The sequence below is a fragment of the Patescibacteria group bacterium genome (assembly GCA_041659905.1).
Taxonomy (GTDB): Bacteria; Patescibacteriota; Kazan-3B-28; order Kazan-3B-28; family UBA10110; genus UBA10110.
This window is the reverse complement of sequence record JBAZXK010000001.1, coordinates 259899-279124: the sequence shown is the minus strand read 5'-3', so window position 1 is coordinate 279124 and position 19226 is coordinate 259899. Positions and strand designations below refer to the sequence as shown.

13 protein-coding genes are annotated in these 19226 nt (G+C 42.1%); 8 read left to right on the top strand and 5 right to left on the bottom strand.

The features are described from left to right. Positions 1 to 156: 156 nt before the first annotated feature. The 3 genes from WC805_01430 (at position 157) to WC805_01420 (ending at position 6694) form a co-directional block, all read left to right on the top strand. Positions 157 to 3273, top strand: a complete 3117-nt coding sequence (locus tag WC805_01430; GenBank protein MFA5967166.1) for a type ISP restriction/modification enzyme — start codon at positions 157 to 159, stop codon at positions 3271 to 3273. A gap of 12 nt (positions 3274 to 3285) precedes the next feature. Next, the gene (locus WC805_01425) at positions 3286 to 3933 is read left to right on the top strand and encodes a hypothetical protein (protein MFA5967165.1); all 648 of its coding nucleotides are present in this window, start codon (positions 3286 to 3288) and stop codon (positions 3931 to 3933) included. Between the two features lie 256 nt (positions 3934 to 4189). Next, the gene (locus tag WC805_01420; GenBank protein MFA5967164.1) at positions 4190 to 6694 is read left to right on the top strand and encodes an SBBP repeat-containing protein; all 2505 of its coding nucleotides are present in this window, start codon (positions 4190 to 4192) and stop codon (positions 6692 to 6694) included. Between the two features lie 82 nt (positions 6695 to 6776). Here WC805_01420 and terL read toward each other — a convergent pair whose 3' ends face one another. The 4 genes from terL to WC805_01400 form a co-directional block, all read right to left on the bottom strand. Beyond that, entirely contained in the window at positions 6777 to 8342 is a 1566-nt protein-coding gene (terL, locus tag WC805_01415; GenBank protein ID MFA5967163.1) for a phage terminase large subunit, read from the bottom strand. After that, on the bottom strand, positions 8317 to 8742 hold the full coding sequence (locus tag WC805_01410) for a phBC6A51 family helix-turn-helix protein (protein MFA5967162.1): 426 nt from the start codon (positions 8740 to 8742) through the stop codon (positions 8317 to 8319). The genes terL and WC805_01410 overlap by 26 nt, the downstream gene beginning before the upstream one ends. Further along, complete coding sequence (locus tag WC805_01405; protein MFA5967161.1) at positions 8739 to 10064, bottom strand: DNA modification methylase; 1326 nt, start codon at positions 10062 to 10064, stop codon at positions 8739 to 8741. Before WC805_01405 ends, WC805_01410 begins: the two co-directional genes overlap by 4 nt. A gap of 95 nt (positions 10065 to 10159) precedes the next feature. Next, the gene (locus tag WC805_01400; protein MFA5967160.1) at positions 10160 to 10699 is read right to left on the bottom strand and encodes a hypothetical protein; all 540 of its coding nucleotides are present in this window, start codon (positions 10697 to 10699) and stop codon (positions 10160 to 10162) included. Positions 10700 to 11058: 359 nt separating this feature from the next. On the opposite strand from WC805_01400, the gene WC805_01395 reads away from it, so the two are divergent. From WC805_01395 to WC805_01375, 5 genes are all read left to right on the top strand, one after another. Continuing rightward, positions 11059 to 15042, top strand: coding sequence for a tetratricopeptide repeat protein (locus tag WC805_01395; protein ID MFA5967159.1), 3984 nt, complete (start codon positions 11059 to 11061; stop codon positions 15040 to 15042). A gap of 3 nt (positions 15043 to 15045) precedes the next feature. After that, a complete protein-coding gene (locus tag WC805_01390; GenBank protein ID MFA5967158.1) occupies positions 15046 to 15666 on the top strand; it encodes a hypothetical protein in 621 nt (206 codons plus the stop codon). 1 nt (position 15667) lies between these two features. Then, on the top strand, positions 15668 to 16768 hold the full coding sequence (locus tag WC805_01385) for a hypothetical protein (protein MFA5967157.1): 1101 nt from the start codon (positions 15668 to 15670) through the stop codon (positions 16766 to 16768). A 37-nt stretch (positions 16769 to 16805) separates the two neighbouring features. Next, positions 16806 to 17603, top strand: a complete 798-nt coding sequence (locus tag WC805_01380) for a hypothetical protein (protein ID MFA5967156.1) — start codon at positions 16806 to 16808, stop codon at positions 17601 to 17603. 137 nt (positions 17604 to 17740) lie between these two features. Then, a complete protein-coding gene (locus WC805_01375; protein MFA5967155.1) occupies positions 17741 to 18373 on the top strand; it encodes a hypothetical protein in 633 nt (210 codons plus the stop codon). 449 nt (positions 18374 to 18822) lie between these two features. Here WC805_01375 and WC805_01370 read toward each other — a convergent pair whose 3' ends face one another. Further along, complete coding sequence (locus WC805_01370) at positions 18823 to 19191, bottom strand: four helix bundle protein (protein ID MFA5967154.1); 369 nt, start codon at positions 19189 to 19191, stop codon at positions 18823 to 18825. Positions 19192 to 19226 lie beyond the last annotated feature (35 nt).

The following is a 19226-nucleotide window of genomic DNA, read 5'->3' as shown; positions in this document are numbered from 1 at the left end:
TTTTGTCTATAAGGGTATATCAAGGGTAAGGATGCCCGAAAGGGGCCTGAAGTCCAGATGCAAAAACCGCCAGGTTATGATATTCCCAGCCCACACCCTTTCTACTAATTAATCCTTCTGGGTGAGGTATAATTGAGATGATTTTACAAATACAAGATGGACAAACTTTTTTCCGATTATCTACAATCCGTATCTTCTAAATTCTCCCACGAAGAAACCAGTGAAATGGGTTATCGGGCAGATTTTGAGATCCTGCTGAAGGGTATTTTTGAATCGATTAATGTTAAACGCATTGATCACGATGCACGGGCAAAACAAGGGAATAAGCCGGATTTTGTTGTTCTTAAAAATGATGTACCAATTCTATATATTGAAGCAAAAGACATTGGCATTTCTCTGGATAAAGTTGAGAAGTCAGAACAGATGGCTAGATATTATGGATACGCCAATTTGGTTCTTACTGATTATTTGGAATTCCGTTTTTATAGGAATGGTCTGCGCTATGAAGATCCAATAAAAATAGCAAATTATAATGTAAAAGATCGTACTTTAGTACCCATTCAGGAGAATTATGGACATGTCGCTAAAACACTGCTTGATTTTACACAATCCCATAAAGAGCCAATTAAATCTGGCGAACATCTTTCAAAGATTATGGGAGGAAAAGCCCAAAGAATCCGGGATAATATACGGCAATTTCTCGGCACAGAATCAGATAAAAATACCGAAATTGTTCGAGTATATGAAACAATTAAAAAACTTTTAGTCCATGACCTGACATTGGATGCGTTTGCCGATATGTATGCGCAAACCCTTGTCTACGGTCTTTTTGTGGCTCGTTATTTTGATGAAACCCCTGATAATTTCACTCGCCAAGAAGCCCGCGATCTGATACCAAAGTCAAATCCGCTCCTCCAGCACTTTTTTGACCACATAGTAGGGCCTGATTTTGATAAACGGCTTGAATACATTGTTAATGAATTGTGCGAAGTTTTTTCTCATGCTGATGTTCCAGAATTGATGAAAGAATATTTCAAGGATGATTTATGGGGGAAAACTCAAAAAGGCCCCGATCCAGTCATCCATTTTTATGAAGATTTCCTGAAAGAATATGATGCTGATTTACGCAAGAAAATGGGTGCTTATTATACGCCATTGCCCGTTGTGCAGTTTATCGTGCGTTCTGTCGACTATTTGTTAGAAAAAGAGTTTGGTCTTGCTGCTGGTTTTGCCGATACTTCAAAGACGGCCGACGGTATCCATAAAGTTCAAATTCTTGATCCAGCCGTAGGGACAGGAACATTCATCAGCGATGTTATAGGGAAGATATACATAAAAATACTGAAAGATGGGCAGGGAGGTCGTTGGCCGACATATGTGCATAATGAACTACTTCCGCGCTTACACGGCTTTGAACTTATGATGACGCCATATACTATAGCCCATTTAAAGTTAGGCATGGCTTTTAGAAAAACAGGATTTAATCATTTCAATCGCCGTCTGGGTATCTATCTTACGAATTCTCTAGAGGGAGGAAGTGTCCAAGATAATATGCTCACAGGTTTTGGTTTTACCCAAAGTATTGCCGAGGAATCAAAGGAAGCGGCCGTTATTAAGAATGAGTTACCTATTATGGTAGTCATCGGTAATCCGCCATATTCAGGTGTATCTTCAAATGAAACAGATTATGCAAACAATCTAGTAGAAAAATATAAGATTGAACCTGGAGGAAAGCGGAAGCTTCAAGAGCGCAAGCATTGGCTCAATGATGACTATGTGAAGTTCATTGCCCTTGCAGAAGATATGGTTGCAAAAAACGGAGAAGGGATAATAGGTTTTATTACAAATCACGGTTATCTTGATAACCCAACATTCCGCGGTATGCGCTGGCATCTCATGAATACATTTGACTTCCTTTATATTGTTGACCTACATGGAAATGCAAACAAAAAAGAATGCGCGCCAGACGGGGGCTATGATGAAAATGTATTTGATATTCAACAAGGTGTTTCAATAATACTTGCCGTAAAAAATAAAGAGAAAGTAGAAAAAACATTAGCGAGAGTATATCATCTTGATATGTGGGGCAAGAAAGAAGCCAAATTCCAGCAGCTTAATGAAGCTTCATTAAAAGATATTCCGTGGGCAAATCTTGAACCTCATGAGCCAAACTTCTTCTTTATCCAAGAACACTCACAGAAGATTGAAAAAGAATATAGAAATGGATTCTCGATAAACCAACTTTTCATAGAAAGCACAACAGGCATTGTAAGTGCGCGTGATGCCCTTGTTATTAGCGAAACAAAAGAAGAGCTTAAAAATCGGATTGATAAATTCTGTAATCAAGACAAGTCGGATAATGATATCCGCCTCGAGTTTTTTGCCGGAAAGAAAAGTGGTAAATATAAAGCCGGTGATACCAGGGGTTGGAAACTGGAACAAGCAAGAAGGAATATTTGCATGGAGGATCATGAACAATTTATCCAAAAAATCAGTTACCGCCCTTTTGATCAAAGGTATATTTATTACCATCCCAAAATGGTTGATTGGGGAAGAGAAAAAATAATGAGAAACTTTATTGCAGGTGAGAATTACGGGTTAATTGCACCAAAGCAACTCGCACCCAATGAAGACTCCGGAGGGTATGTAACAAAGCATATTGGGGGGCACAAGACATTCAGTGCATTTAATAGTAATTATTATTTTCCTTTGTATCTTTATAAAAAAGATGGGGCGAGATTACCAAATCTTAAAAAAGAAATTGTTGATGAGATAGAAAGAATCGTTGGCAAAACAACACCCGAAGATATATTTGATTATATTTATGCCGTTCTTTATTCGCCGAGTTATAGAAAAAAATACAAAGAATTTCTGAAGATTGATTTCCCGCGGGTGTCATACCCGGAGGACGCCCAAACCTTCAAAGCTCTTATTACGCTTGGTTCCGAATTGCGTTCCCTTCATCTGCTCGAATCACCGAAAGTAAGCCAATTTATCACCACCTACCCTGTAGCTGGATCAGATACTGTTGAGAAGTTAGTCTACAAGGCCGGTAAAGTGTTTATCAACGCCGAGCAGTATTTCGGCAATGTTCCGGAAGTTGCATGGAATTTCTACATTGGCGGCTACCAACCTGCCCAAAAGTGGCTCAAAGACCGTAAAGGTCGCACTCTTACCAATGCGGACATCGAACACTATCAAAAAATTATTGTCGCACTAGTTGAAACGGGAAGGATAATGCAAGGAATAGATAATGTAACGAGCAGAACCTAAAATAATAAAACGATGCCAGAACTAAGCCAAGCTATCATCAATCAATATATAGACATACTCGAGAAAACTAATCATCAGTTATCATTATCATGGAATCCTTACAATACAATATTGACAATAATGCTTTTCATAATTGCTTTCCTAACCGTTATTTTCGCTGTAGTTGTTTATTTTCAAGGCACGGAATATAAGAAAAAATTGAATGAGGATAAGATTAACTTTGACATAAAAATAAAAGACCTTTTCTCTAAACATGATAAGCAAGTGAGTCGGTTTATAAATGAACGCAAGTCTAAACTCAAGGAAATTGACAAGAATTATGTTGCCTTAATTGACCAATATGAGCAGAAGTTGAAAGTACTAGAGTCAAAGCCAACAGGAGAAAAACGTAGAATTGAAGAAATTGAGAAAAGCATAGAACGTATCAAAACTGAGCGTGATATTCTTAAAACAAGCGGTGAACCAGTAATAGTAACGCCGGACTATTTTAGCCCCCTTGCTTCATCATTTGGTGGCGACACTATGCACAAATGTTCGGTGTGCCATTATGGTTTTAAGGTAAAAGGGCCTTCTGACTACAACACTATATATTCACCATTAATTTCTGGGGGTAAAGGAATGGTTGCTTGTCCAAAGTGTGGAAATGTGGACACCCTATAGGTGAGATTCCAAATTGTAGCGATGCGCTTGTCTACTATATTTTAGAAGTAGCACCCCAGCCAGCAAATTTTCTATTTCTAAAGCAGTTAATTTTGCATATCCGAAGGAGGGATCTTGGCAATCTTCTTCTTTGACAAATCTTCTAAAGTGCCATAATATAGTTAACTTAACTGCAACCTATAATAGCCAATAATGGCTTGATATAAATAGGGGTAGCAATGCCCCTTGAAAATCTATTCTAAGGAGGTCGTAAACAATGCGACAAACATTTTCTGTTCTACTGATTGCTCTGCTCCTGCTTGCTGTGACCTCTTGCGCAGGCGGAAGCGGAAATGCAGTTAGTCCTGTGACTGAACCCGAGATGACACTCGGAACCATGGGTCATACAGGACAAAGCCAAACACATCTCTGGGGTTATTACGATATCTATATAGATATCGAAACCCAGACAGCTGAAGCGATACCTAATCGCCAAGCTATGTTTACTGCCAATGTGGTCACCTTTCTCAATGGCAACATCGCAAATCTGAATTTTCACATCAATAGTGTACCGGTAGGTCTGGATTATCTTGATGTGGACATCGATGTTTCCATTACCCATCCATTTCCAGGATTATCTCAGTATAACGGCTATGATGTCCGAGGGGTGTTTATGGGTGATGGTTCTGCTACACTTCAGTACAACTCTGACCTACACTATCCTGTTCTCGGAACCGACCAGTTTATGCTGGCAGACCCGGTGGATGAATTCGGTGGTCCCGATGGTTACACTCGTTGGTTTAATAAACCAGAGTTTTCCACAGGCGGATTACCAGTTCTTCAGTACACCCAAGGCAAACTTGCTACCCCCGATTTCAACGGGGATGCGACTCTGAACGCCTACAAATACTTCGCTGATGGTCTTGGTAAAAATGACAATCTCTGGGATTGGCTAAACAGTCATGCTACTCAGCATGGTCAGTTCAGTTCCGGGACAACTAACACACGCAACTATTACTTAAGGTTTCCCAATACCAAGGGAATCACCTTCGGTTATGCGGTGCTGGCAAACTGGGAAGGAGAAGCTTCCGAGTTTCATCCTTCTAACACACCCGAAGCTGTTACCTGCAATGTTGTAGACAACAGCAACGTCTGGTACGTGAATCCAATCCAAAATGGCGGGAATCTCATTCTCGACATCAGTTTGTTTGGTTGGAGTCAGCAACCCTCAACTATCTTCATCGAATCCACAGTGTTAAGTGCGTCGCACGAATTCACTCTGGATGAGATGACACCCATTGGCGGCACAGAGAATTATTCTACTTACCATGTGGAAATTCCGGCCGACCATGTCACTGGCACCACCAATAACGAACTCTGGATCATCGCGCAATACAATGCGCATGACTATACAAATGAGTTCGGGGTGACTAACCTTGCTGATACCGATCCTCTTGCAACATTCTCCCGTTGTAACCTAACTGTTAGTACAAATGCTCCCTATGCTGGGGGCTGGGCGCTAACTTGGGGCGGGTCAGGATGGGATTATGGGCAAGATGTTGCAGTAGATATTGCTGGCAATGTCTATGTAACAGGTGCATTTTATGAGACAGTCGATCTCGATCCCGGGCCAGAAACCGACTATCACACATCGACTGGCATAGCTAATATCTTTCTCAGTAAGTTTAACCCCCAGGGCGACTTCCAATGGGCGCGTACTTGGGGAGGCCCAGGTTTCAATGGGGATCATGATTATTCTGCTGGGGTGACAGTAGACAAAATAGGGGGTATTTATGTTTTTGGGAAATTTTGGGGGGTGGCAGACTGTGATCCAGGTGACGGGGTAGACATGCAAGGAACTCCAAATGCAACTAATGACTTCATCAGTAAGTTTGATTCCTACGGCAATTACCAGTGGGCACGGGTCTGGTATATGAGCGTCCATGTTCCCTACGGCATAGCCATTTGTAATGCGAATGTGCTATGTGTAACTGGTTGGTTCCAAGGTACTAAAGATTTTGATCCAGGGCCTGGGATAGACAACCACACAGGTAAAGGATACCTGAGTAGGTTCGACATCGGTGGTAATTATTTAGGCGCGTGTGCCTGGGATGGTTTAGGGCTTGGTATTGCGGCGGATAATTTAAGCAACATTTATATTGCTGGATACTTTGATGGCACCGTGGATTTCAATCCAGGCAGCGATTCAGACCCCCGCACTTCTAACGGAGGCAGGGATGCGTTTATAAGCAAATTTGATGTTGAGGGTAATTATCAGTGGGTTCGTGCCTGGGGAGGAATTGGTAATGATGAAGCCTACGGAACAGCTACAGACAACACGGGTAATGTCTGTATCTCGGGTCCGTTTGCTGGTTTGGTAGATTTTGATCCGAGCTCTGGAGTCGATGAGCATGATGCAAGTGGAGGACAATCTACATTCTTGAGTAAATTTGATGCTCAAGGTGATTTTCAATGGGCGCAACCATGGGCTAGCAATTATTCTATGGGGGATATTGCTATTGATCCCGAGGGGTCCATCTATGCCGCGGATGCGAAGTTCTCTTCTTCAGGTGTGTTCCAGTGGATACATCCATGGGGAGGTTATAGCTCCCGGGGTTTAGCTATCGATGGCTCCAAGGCCGTCTATGCTACAGGCGGGTTTTTAGGGTCAACTGATTTTGCGCCCCACACCCCTCCCTGTAACGCTGACCCAGACAATCACAGTTCCTTTGGATCTTGCGATGCATATCTTGTTAAGTTTTTACCAGATGGATGCTGGTAACGAACCTTTTTTGAACAATATTTCAAAGCCCCTTGAATTCCAAGGGGCTTTTTCGTATTAGATATTTTCTAAACAAATAACTTTACCATTCTTTAGAAGCAGCACCCCACCCCAATGGGTCGGAGTTATCCATATCGTAACGAAGAGTCCCTTTTCGTCTGCTATGACCCTGACCTCTTGATGATGAAGATGAGTTGTTGCGGAAGTCCCAGTTTACAGCTATTGGGTCATTTGGGAGTGTATTTTGGATCATGGCTTTAATCACAAGAATAGCGAAGGCATCGGCCAAATCATCATATCTTTCTTTGCCAAAACCAATTAGTTGGTTTATTAGCGTCTCGGCTCCTTTTGGCGGGAAGAGAACTTGTCCAAGCTTAATCTTCTGTGTGGTCATCATTAATCGGCCTCGTTTGTTTGTAGTAGGCTGAAATCCTTCAGCTTCTACACCCTGGTTCTTTAGTTCTTGAACAAAGGCATCTTGGTAACCGACATTTTCTGCCCAAAGCTTGGTGGCATAGCCATTAGTTGCAAGACTAAAGTAAAGCTCCTTGGCCTTTTCGATACTCCTGTCAAACTCCATTTTAGCATTGACCATATCCCCTAAGATATATATCTTCATATCCTTGCCTCGCCCATAGATCAAACCAATGATCATAGCGGTGCAATCAGCTGCTTCGGTCTCTTTGATCGCCAAGTCGATAGCTACTACTGCGTATTCAACATTTCTACAGTCGGGTAACCGATCCCAATATTGAATCGTTTCTGGTCTAACAACTCTTTCAGCATCAGAGATGATTTTAAGCAGGTATTCCCGACTCCAAGCGATTTCATCTGCCAGATTTCTTTTTTCAGCTTCTATTTCCGCTTGGGTTGAATATTTTCCAGGCCAGAGACAATTGCCATTATCGTCAATCAGAGGATAGAACTTGAACGCTCCATCTCGCTTCTCTTCCACGATTTCTTTTTTAAGTCGCATGATGAACGAATCGCTATGAAGTAAATTGCCGATGATAATATAGCGAGTCCGTTTGTCTCCTGCTGGCATCAATTCGCCGTTAAACCAGCTGTAGATTCTATTTCTGCCGTCTTGAGTATTCACTGAATTCAAATCTTCAATGTCATCACAGATTATTAAATCAGGGCGATATTTGCCGTGCCGAATTCCTCGGACTCCTTCTTCGGTCGAGACCACCGTGATCCTTGCTTTATGTTTAGTTAGTTCAATGCTATCTCCGCCCCATTTACCACCTACGCTTCTAAATGGTCCCATATCTGCTTTGAGCAAATCGTTTTCAATCAACTCTCGTTTCAAGTTGTCCAAGATACGCTTCGCCATCGTTTGAGTTTTACTGGCAATCACCACGTGCTTTTTCTGTTGCTGACCCATCACTGCCCATAGAGGGTAGGAAAGACTCATAATGGTAGATTTAGCTGAACCTCTAAAGGCGCAAATTACCGCAAACTTTTGTTCCTCATCTTGAGTCAGGTCGAATATCTCCTTTTGGAAGGGAGCGGTTTCGTATCCAACATAGTCAGCCAAATACATATGGAAGAACAGGAAATGACTTTTAGTGGTAGCATCTATCCGAAGCTTTTTTTTGCTGATGATTTGGTTGATCAGGTTACTTAGTTCGTTTTGGTTCAACATTCTTGCCTCCTAATGATTTATTCTTATATATTCCCGCCAATAACAACGCTTTCTTAATTAAGGCCCGTTGTGCCGGTGTTAATGGGCTATCCTTTGATTCAACTTTTGCCATCACTTGTAATTTCTCAGCATATGTTTGATGGTGATTCTTAAGCCAGAACATGATGCTGGTGAGATTTTGATTTTTAATGGCGGTCAAAAGTTGAGATTCTGCAAGATCGTTTATCAGCTCGCATCCTTCAGCCAAAGCTGTTTCCGCTTGCTTGGCAAAAGTTTTGCTTTCGGTTTTCCAGCGATAAAACGTGGCTCGGCTAATGCCTAATTTTTGACAAGCCGTTTGAATTATGGGAGTTCGGCGAAGAATCTCTAACATTTCTTGTTTTTGGCTCATTGTTTTCATAATACTTTCACTCCTTTCTTGCCAGTCAGCTTTTCCCACCTATTCCGGACGACACAAGCATATGTAGGAGATTTTTCGGAAATATAACAGCGTCTTCCCATTTTTTCACAGGCAATTAAAGTGCTTCCGCTTCCAGCAAAGGGTTCAATTACCCAATCTCCTCGCTTGGTCAGCACCTTAATATAGGGGATTAGGATTTCTAAAGGTTTTACTCCGAAGATGATGGCTTGGCCGGAGCTTTTTTCATCCGCCACATTAAACTCAATAAAGTCAGTTGGCTGATATTTCTTGCCTTTTTCGTATCCCTCCCACGTGGGCTTGCCTTGAATAGCAAATAAAGCTGTCGTATATTCGTTTTGAAGCAACTCGTCTTCTGGTTCCAAGTTTTGCACTGGGTTGCCGCTTTGTCCAACCATAGCGATATCGTGCTTGCTGAAGAACTTGTACTTAGCCGCGAATCCTTGGTTGCGATTCGGGGTGTGCCAGACGATCATATTTTTCACCTTCCAATGTTTGATCATCTCGCCCCAAATAATCGGAATGTTCTTCCAATTTTCGTAACAGATAATGGAAAAGTCCTTATTCGCCACCTTGGCGATATTTGCCATCCATTTTTCAGTAAAGTCATCGGGCAGTTCGTCTGTCTCTAGATATTTGCGATCCCGCTTATAACCGAATCCCTCAGTAGGTTTGCCGTGCTTTTTCTTGCCCCTAAGGTAGTCCAAAATATAAGGGGGGTCAGTCAGACACAGCGCCGGTGGAGCTTCACACACTAGTCTGGTGATATGGGCTTCGTCTGTGGAATCACCGCAAGCAAGATAGTGGTCACCTAACTTCCATAGGTCACCTTTTTGGATATCGATCTCCTTAATACCTAGCTTATCTAGTTCTTTCTGGAGATCGAAGACCTCAGGAGTTTCATCTATGCCAAGAATATCGTCCATTTCTTCTGATGAAAAACCTATGTCCCGTAGCAAGGCAGGGTCGAATTCAGCCAGTAGTTTGAAGTCAAACTCACCGAGATTTCGGTTTAATCTCAGGTTGAGTTCCCGTTCACGTTCCAATTCGGGAATATTCACGAATACCACAGGCACTGTCTTAATGCCCAAATCCTTAGCCACCTTCAGGCGAAAATGACCACCGATCACGACATTTTTTCGGTCAGTATAGCTGTTGCAGAGAATTGGATCGACCAATCCAAATCTTTTGACGCTTTCGGTCAATTGCTGAATCGCCGAATCATTCCAGCGTCGGGGATTATAGGTGCTCGGCTTCAACTCCGAGACGGGCAGATACTGAATGGCCAGTGTCTTTTCATCCATAGTATTTGTTTTTAAATAATAAATCCGATTCAAGTATAATTTTTAAAGAACTCCCCGATGCGGGAGTTCTTTAATGTTCCGTCGACAGCTATCTGTTACTTGCTCGGTTGTTCCGGTTCATGCCATTTGATGCCAAAGTCTTTGAGAAGCTGTTTTGCTTCGATTTTAGTTAAAAGTATCTGATTACTAATACCAAAATATTGTTTAGTGTTTTTTAGTACGAAGTACTTCTCGAACGCTTTCCATTGATGCATCTTTCGGAAAGTGTCTCTGAGCTTCAATCCACTAACCTCATGTATTGAATCAGGTAACTCAAGAATGTTGACCACTTCCCCTGGCCGCTGCTCAAGAAGGTAATTCATTAGGGTATTGGCACGAGAGTCAGATTGAAACTTTTGAATTTCCGCATTAATTTCTGGTTGGTTGATAACTAAGAAAAGTCTTTGGCCCCTTTTGACTAATCGGGCAGTTACGGTTTCACTGTTGATTGCTTCATCCAAAGGGATATGAGTAACAACAGCAGGATGGGTTGGCTTGATACTAATCTCTTCTAAATTGCCTCGCTGTAGCCACGGTATCATTTTTATTAACATTTTTATTTCGTTTTTTATATCTGACTGTATGATCATTTTCATACCCACCTCCTAAAAATTATCTAATATATTATTAAACCCCTGAATGGAAAGTCGTTACTCTAGTAACCTGACTTTCATCTTTCAAGGGGTTTCCTTTATTCGACGAAAGAAACAGACAGATAGTTTCTTCGATACCTAATTGTAGCTTTTCGTTTCTATTTTAGAATTGCGTTAAGTCGTTGTCAACAATATTTGCTCTGAGAGCTAAAAACTCTACCAAACCATTACAAAGTGTTACAAAACACATCACCCGTAACTACCTACCAAGCGTTACAGGGTATAATAACAGAGGGGCGAAGCCCCTTTTGTAAATATAAGCTAGATTAGTAGCCAGTAGTCTCTCATAAATTATCCATGTAATGTTTGACGATCCTCGGAATGTACAACTTGATCCGGCGCGAATTGATCCTCCTGGTGAAGGAGGGGTGTTTGAGGAATTTTGCGTAGGTCTAGCTAAGGTTCTTGCTAATGATCCTATGGCCCAGAGAAACGGGAGAAACGGGCAATCACAAGACGGGGTAGATGTATTTGCTCGTTACAACAGAGGTGCGGAACATTGGGGCTTCCAGGCTAAGAAGAAAGATCAGATTAAAGGTGAAAAGTTAACAGAGGTCGATATTCAAACTGAGGTGGGTAAGGCTAAGAATTTTTCTCCGTCGCTGCAATGCTACTTTATTATTACCACGGCTCCACGTGATTCGGCTGCCCAGGGAATCGCTCGTAGTATTACAGAAGCTCACTCGAAGGAAGGCTTATTCTCTGTTCATATTTGGGGTTGGGAAGATATTCGAGAATTTTTGTTGAAGAACAAAGATCTACTTTTTGATTATTGGCCACAGTATCGCCCGGGGGCACAAACCCAAAGTGGCCAGAGTATTGATGAAATCAAAAAGAATACAGAGAAAATTCTGGAAAGTCAGTTATCCGGACGGCCTAATATAAATAATTTTGGAAGTGGAGATGTAAACGTGGTCGTTCAGGCTACGCCAGCCATTGGTTCTGGAGATAAATCCGATGTCTTGCATGCAAAACTTGATGTTGCGCGTGAACAAATTAATTCCGGTAATCCGCAGGCTGCTTTAATTTCTTTACAGCAGATGCACAAAGATGCTTGGTCGACTGCTGATAGCAAATTGAAATTTCGTATCATTACTAATATAGCTTCGGCTGAATCTAAGGTTGGTAAAGACGTAGACGCTGCCAAACACTTTATCGAAGCAGCGCAATACGCATCTCAGGATGAGCAGGAGAAGGCCATGTGCAATGCATCTACTGGTTATCTTTTGCAGGGCAACAAAGAAAAAGCAATGGAATATGTGGATAAGGCGCTTAAAGCTAATCCAGCCAGCGACAGAGCATATTCCCTAAAAATCTATGCTACTGACAACCTTTCAATTGATGAAATTATAGAGAGTATCCCAGAGGCTCACAGAAATGCTTCAGTAGTAGCTTATGCCATAGGCTTTGTGGCAAGGCAAAAAAAAGACTACGATACGGCAATTAAGTGGTTCCGCATTGCCGTGGGTGCAGATCCTAATGATAAGGAAATCACTACGGCCCTTGCGGAGACTATATTGCAAACTATTGTGGAAAACCAGACTTTTATTTACGGCGATCAACTAACTGAAGATATTCGGCAAAAGCTAAAAGAGGCCGATCAAATATTTAATGAGGCATGGGAGAGTGTATCTAACCAAGACATACGAGCACACAAAACTTTATGGCTTGAAAACCGAAGTCTCATCCAAAGACTATTCAAAAACTATGATCTTGCGATCCATCTGTTGGATGAAGCTGTGGAGATTGATAAGGGTAACCCAAGATTGGTTAAACAAAAAGCGGTGTTACTATTTGAGCACAACAAAACAGAAGAAGCGATCCATCTGCTAAAGGAATTAGTGAAAGAACATCAAGAGCCTGAAATTGTTATTCCAGCTGCAGCATTGTTGCGGGAATCAGGTGACTATACTGAAGCAGTTAATATTCTTCGGAATATGCTAATCTCCACTAAAGATCCGATGGCTGTAGAAGAAGGATCTGGACTTTTATTGGAAACTTTGATGGATGCTAATCGGATTGACGAGGCGGAAATATTGGTTCAAGAATTTCGCCAGGGACATCCAGACGATTCCATGAGTTATATTTATGCTGCCGAGGTCGCTTTTGCGGGAAAAAAAGACGATATAGCGTATAACCTTCTAGAACAAGCCAAATCTAATATAACTGCCGATACTCTACCTAAAGATGTAATACATTTGGCCAACCTTTTCTACGGAAAAGAGAAGTTTAATGATGCAGCATTATTGTTTGAAAAAGTAGCCGACCAAACAATCGATTCTCCGTTGACTCGCAGGCTACTTAATAGTTATTACCGTGCTGGAAAATTAGGAGAGGCTTTAGATGTGATTAAAAAATTGAAGGGCAATCACAGCGACAAATCTTGGAGACGTATAGCCGATCTTGAATCCTCTATTTATGAAGAGATCGGAGATTGGATTCAAGCCAGGAAGGTGTGCACCGATTATTTAGATGTCCATCCGGATGATCAACGGATGTTGATTCGATATGGAACGGTGTTACTGAAAAGTGGATCTCCCACCGACTTGGCTCAGCTAGATGAGTACCTTAAGTCCGAGATTGATGTCACAGTTCTTCCTATTGATTTTTGGGCTCAGCTAATAGGCTTATACGAGGAAAGAGGTTTTGCTGAAAAGGCTCTGGCGCATTCCTATGAGATGCGTCGTAAATTCTTTAATTTACCTCAAGCACATCTTCAATATGTTGGCCTGTTCTTCAGAACAGAAAAAGACAAAAATATTAAACTCGATCATTCGATTATACAGTTAGACTCTGCAGTATGGCTTGGAGAACCCGAGGCACAAGTGGGAAGCACATGGTATATTCTTGAGGATCGAAAAGAACCCCTACTAGACAAAGATGAGATTAATAAAGACCATACATTGTTCGATAAGTTGATAGGTAAAAAAGCAGGAGATCTTATTGTTATCGCTGAGTTAGGTCCTGTGCCACAACAAAAAGCGGTGAAAGAAATTAAACATAAATATGTTCATGCTTTGCACGAGAGTATGAATAACTTTAACACTTGGTTTCCAGATGCTGCGGGATTATGGAGCATAAAAGTTGATACCGAGAAGCGTGCTGACGGCGGACCCCCAGCAGGCATTCAGACTATTTTTGATCAAGTTAAGAAACGTGACGACTATATTAGTCAAGTAGAACAGTTCTATAAGGAAGGAAAATTAACTTTAGGTGCTGTAGCAAAATTAGTGGGTAGAGATCTGTTGGAAGCTTGGGGGGGGATGATTATGCCGGGAAGAGTCGGGCTCAAGTCATCTGAAGGTAGCCCGCAGGAAAGGGAAACGGCTCTGATTGCGATAAGAACTTCCCCCACACTTGTTATGGATCCAATAGCCATTATGACAATACATGGCATTGGGCTGGCGGATAAAATTGTAACTCAATTTGGCAAACCTATTGTTGCGAGTTCGACGATGGACTTATTGAGAGAAAACATAGCGGAGAAGCGAGGTATTGGCTCCGAGGGGTACCTTAGTATTGCCGCGGAAGGGGATCAATTTGTTAAACAAGAAATCACTAAAGAAGAGATAGAGAAGAATATCAAATATCTGGACTCCATAGTGAAGTGGGTTAATGATAACTGTGACGTGTTGCCGTGTGACCCAGCTCTAAAGATAGATTTGCAAATGCGAAAACAGATCGAGAAGTTGTTGGGGAAAGAGTCTTACGAAACTATTCTGTTGGCTGCGGAGCCCGGTAGGATTTTATATTCAGACGATGAAAGACTGCGGTCAATAGCGCAAGGTAGTTATAATTGTTCGGGTATTTGGACACAATTATTATTAATGGAAGCGGTGCGATTGAATGGCTTATCATCACAAGAGTATGCCCAAGCAACTCTTAAGTTGATGAATTCTAATTATCACCATACCAGTATTAGTAAGGAGGTGTTGGAGGAGGCAGCAAAACAGGCTTCATGGAAAGTCGCAGAACCGTTAACAAGTGTTCTTGGTCATTTGCGAGAGGGAAAAGCGGAATTGCTTTCAGCCGCGGCGGTAGGAACAGAGTTTCTAGAGACAGTTTGGGCACAAACAGACTCAGATGTATCTCCTAAAGCCAAGGACAAAATTGCTAAATACCTAATGGAAGTTCTGGAGGACAGTCGTTCCTTGGACGAAATCCTGCATCAAGTTAGGGAACATCTAGATCGGTTATTCGCTAATGATCCTACTAAAAAAGAAAGAATCAAATCTTCTATCCGTACTTGGATTAAATCAAAAGGCGTAGATATCCTATTTGAGTAGGCTATGAATCTTACTGACAAACAAATAGATGAGTTCCAAGCCATATTCAAAAAAGAGTATGGCAAGGAAATGCCTCGAGAAGAAGCTGTCGAGTCAGCCCATAATCTTATGAATCTTATGGAGGTTCTATTTAAATCCGCCCACGCTGAGTTAACAAGACAAGAGAGACTGAAGAAAGAACCCAAAGGATTTCATATAGAAGGAGGCGATTATACCTGTTCCATTTGTCATGCCACTATTTCAAATGACCAGACTTGGTATGACAAGTTCGGCATAAAGTGTCTGATCTGCCAAAGAGCTGTCGAACAGAAGAAAGTGCCTGGTTCTGTCTGTAAAAACCGTGATTCTTGGTATTCAGACTGGGAATTAAAGGATTACTACGGGATTCATTACTCTCAAGCTAAAAAGCTGATCCGAGAAGGGGTGCTCAAAGCCAGAATTATACCCGGGCCAGAAAAGAAACCCTATTTTCACTTATATCTACTCAAAGATAACCCAGGAGTTCTTCAACCCAAGCCCAAGGCGGTTATTCAAAGGGTTGGTGAAAGAGGTATAACTCTATCTGAAACCCCTAAATTAACTCTTGGTCAAAAGCCATCCCAATTAGCCAAAATTCCAAGTTAGAATGAAGAAGATTTTTATTGCATTTGGAGGTCCAAAGATTCGCCAATCAGCGATTCATAAGATGGCTAAGGATTTTGAGTGCTGGAACTTAAATAAGTTCGAATTGGACAGTTTCATTTCAGCTATTAAACATCAGATTTCCCCTATAAACAAAAATGTATTACGCAACTATCGTCGATCTGAAGGTACCGATTTTGGTCTGACAGATGAAGAGTTTCGTAAATGCTCATGGGGTTTACTACTGCCGGATGATGTGCCAGACAGCATGATAGATGGGTATTCCGAGATCTTGTTCTTGCTGAATCTCTATTCTCCCAGCTTTTTATACCCATCATTCCTTGTGACGAAGATGGGTATACGCCCAATAACTCACACAAAAGACAAAATGGCTATCTATCATGGTCAGAATCAGTCCAAAATATTCAAGAGCCAAGCATTTGTTGCATTTTTTAAAACCCTGGTTAATCAATCGGTCTATGCAAGTTGGCAAAGAGATCGGTGCGAAAAGTGGACCACGGAAGAGTGGCGGTTATTTTCAGCTTGTTTACTTTACTCTGAACTCACTGTTTATGAAAATGAGAAGCAAACCATAACTTGGCAACGAGAAGCCGCAGATATGGCGACAATCTTAGAGGCCCTGTTCACGGCTGATGGTAGAACTAATACGGAGATAACTTACAGGCTGAAGAAGCGGGTGGATGCCCTGATTGGTTTCCGATGTCCCAATATTGAGAGTGATATCACAAAGCTTTATGCTCAAAGAAGTGCCTTTGTGCATGGATCGTTTTTCCAAGATCTCGCTAAGGAAATTAAAAAACAGGATAGTGTCTCCGGTATGCCCCTGCCGGATTTTGATTTTTTATATTTACACAAGGAGTATTTGCGGGCATCTCTGATTGCGTATTTAAACTTGAACCAACAGCTCAAACTGAAAAAGTTTGGCATGTTCCGACGGGTAATTGATCTATTAGAGGAGGCAATCATGGATACGGCATTGAGAAAAAAGATCACTAAGGACACACGAAGTGTACTTAGCATGGTGCCTTTACCGAACAAGATGAAAAAAAGTCGTATTAGCACTATAGATATTGCAGACGCATAGGTTATAAAAACTTACCCAAATCCTTTATAATAAGGGTATGAAGAATTACATCGTTGTATTAATCCTGGTCGTATTTCTGGTAGCGGTTGCCACCTGGGCTTATCAGTGGCAAGTTAGTAATAGTTTGCCAGAACAAACTGCAGAGCAAATCAAAGCAGAACCATCTGCACAAGATATCGCCCAAGTTCAGACAACCATCAGGGATTTTATGGCAGATCAGAAGTTAGAGATTAAATATATTACCACTCAACCCAATCCCTCCAACTTTACTGTTGGTAAAACTACTCAACTTGGTGATGGGGGTGGGCGAATTGATACTCCCGAGGAATGGAAACGACCAGTATATGTTTTCCAGCAAGTCCAATATATCAACGAACGCTGTGAGGTCTATGAATACGAAATGGATGCAAGAACTTTGCAGATAGTAGATATTCATGTCCGTTACCCTGATGAAATTCAGAATCTATTAGCCAGTTCCGAGGGATTAAATGCAGCCAAGTGTGCCAGCTATGGCTCCATGGAAATTCCGCTGAAACCCCATAATTACATCGAACAAACTGCCTTTGCTTATTTATCCAGGGATCCGAATATAACGAAGCAGTTATTACAATCCAAATCCCAGTTTAATTACATCTCCAGCAAGCCGGGAGCAGCCAACCCGTCCGCTAATGAATGGATTTGGCAAGATACTAGTTACAAGTTACCAGAAGGTCTGACTGGCGATGTCTATAATTATCCCACCATTAGAATCATTATTAGTAGTGGAGGGAAGCTTATCCATTACTTCAATAGTATTGGATTGTTTGAGGGGCAGATGGATCTGCTAAACTCCTAAATATCAGCTCTGGAAGCCAAAAACTATTGACTAAAGGCGGATTTTGTGGTAAGTTTAAATTATTGACATAGCCACATCAGACACCTGACCAAAACTAAATTGGCAGGAAACAGTAGTGGCAAAAGAGGAATTACACCATGAGTAAACCAGTATCGATTGACCAGTCTCATGCTGTGGTTCAGGCATTGGCCAACAATGTTGATTGGCCCTCCCTGAATCCTGATGTGCTTCAGGGGATTATCAAAAACCCCAAAGACGCTGGCAAGCAATTCACCCAGTTTCTGAGGAACGGAGGCCGAGTCATTGTTGGCAAGCCAACTATCATCCCCATCGACCGCACCGTTTCCTTCAGCCCTGCCGAATTCATCGGAAAGGATTGGAAAATTGCGGAAGAAGACGAGAGGTCGTTGGCTCTCGCTGAAGTCAACCTGGACGAAGTCTGTTTCGAGTCAATGCTGAATAAGGGCGAGATCTCCGTTAAAGGCGAGACCAAGCTTGAGCGTCTCAAGACAGCTGGCCACATCCGCTTGGATGCCAAAATCTTCCAGACCTTATGGGAGAACCAGCAGTTGATTCCGGAAAGCTGGAAAGAGAAGATTGACGGTAAAACCCGTTACATTTTCTTCGATGGCACTATCTTGCTCCACCCGGACGGTAGCCGGCACGTTCTCTACTTGTACTGGTATGACGGCGAGTGGTACTGGCGCTACAGCTGGCTCGGCCACGACTGGCCTGCCAATGACCCGTCTGCGGTGCTCGCAAGTAAATAGCCCTTTGGGCTAAGAACCTTTGCCCTGCCCTTTGTCTCTTTGAACTTGACTCTTACCCGCGTTCTCCTGAACGCGGGTTTTCTGTATCTGGTAAACTAAGTATGGAATTAGGCAAATAAGGCCAGCGATCACGGTTGTTGGCGGCCGAACCCAGTATCCCTGCGATGAGAATGTTTCTGATCAAGGTTAGAAACAGAGGTTGCAGGCAGAAACTTCAAAAAATGAAGATACTTGGTATAGGGTGCTAAGACATTGAAGATGTCGCATAAAATACAGCTCTAAGAGTATTCAAAGAGCAGTGGCACGGGTGGCATCCTATATAATCTTGCTCAACCCGGACGGTAACCGGAACGTTCTCTACTTGTACTGGAATGACGGCAAGTGGAACTGGAACTACAACTGGCTCGACAACGACTGGAATGCCAATAACCCGTCTGCGGTGCTCGCTACTATCTTTGTTTCTCTCCTGGACATCCGGGAGAGTTTTGTTTATTGAGTTGGCCTAACCAACCGCCCAACATTTTTCCGATTTCATCCAAAGGTGTAGACAGGGCTATATACTTTTTGCCATCTAATGATTCAGTTTCCCAGAGAATCATTAAAAACACCTTGATGGTATCCAGTTTACGAATTGCCAATTTTACATAAGGAGCTTTCTCAGTGCGCGGAAGAAAACCTGCTTCAGCTACCGCCTCAATTATGGCAGTAAATAAGTTATCCACCTTTATCCCCAAAGAGTACCGATGGGTTTTAGGCAAGGTGTTATGATAGCCGTGCCAGAGGATGTAAGCATCCTTCAGCTTTTGTAATACCGGCAACAGAAGTGTGTGTGTGTGTGTGTGTGATTGCTTTT

Coding starts and splice junctions, on each gene's coding strand:
- WC805_01430 (MFA5967166.1), top strand. CDS start 157: ATGGACAAACTTTTTTCCGATTATCTACAATCCGTATCTTCTAAATTC.
- WC805_01410 (MFA5967162.1), bottom strand. CDS start 8,742: ATGAAAACAATGAGCCAAAAACAAGAAATGTTAGAGATTCTTCGCCGA.
- WC805_01380 (MFA5967156.1), top strand. CDS start 16,806: ATGAAGAATTACATCGTTGTATTAATCCTGGTCGTATTTCTGGTAGCG.
- terL (MFA5967163.1), bottom strand. CDS start 8,342: ATGTTGAACCAAAACGAACTAAGTAACCTGATCAACCAAATCATCAGC.
- WC805_01425 (MFA5967165.1), top strand. CDS start 3,286: ATGCCAGAACTAAGCCAAGCTATCATCAATCAATATATAGACATACTC.
- WC805_01420 (MFA5967164.1), top strand. CDS start 4,190: ATGCGACAAACATTTTCTGTTCTACTGATTGCTCTGCTCCTGCTTGCT.
- WC805_01385 (MFA5967157.1), top strand. CDS start 15,668: ATGAAGAAGATTTTTATTGCATTTGGAGGTCCAAAGATTCGCCAATCA.
- WC805_01405 (MFA5967161.1), bottom strand. CDS start 10,064: ATGGATGAAAAGACACTGGCCATTCAGTATCTGCCCGTCTCGGAGTTG.
- WC805_01390 (MFA5967158.1), top strand. CDS start 15,046: ATGAATCTTACTGACAAACAAATAGATGAGTTCCAAGCCATATTCAAA.
- WC805_01400 (MFA5967160.1), bottom strand. CDS start 10,699: ATGAAAATGATCATACAGTCAGATATAAAAAACGAAATAAAAATGTTA.
- WC805_01395 (MFA5967159.1), top strand. CDS start 11,059: ATGTTTGACGATCCTCGGAATGTACAACTTGATCCGGCGCGAATTGAT.
- WC805_01375 (MFA5967155.1), top strand. CDS start 17,741: ATGAGTAAACCAGTATCGATTGACCAGTCTCATGCTGTGGTTCAGGCA.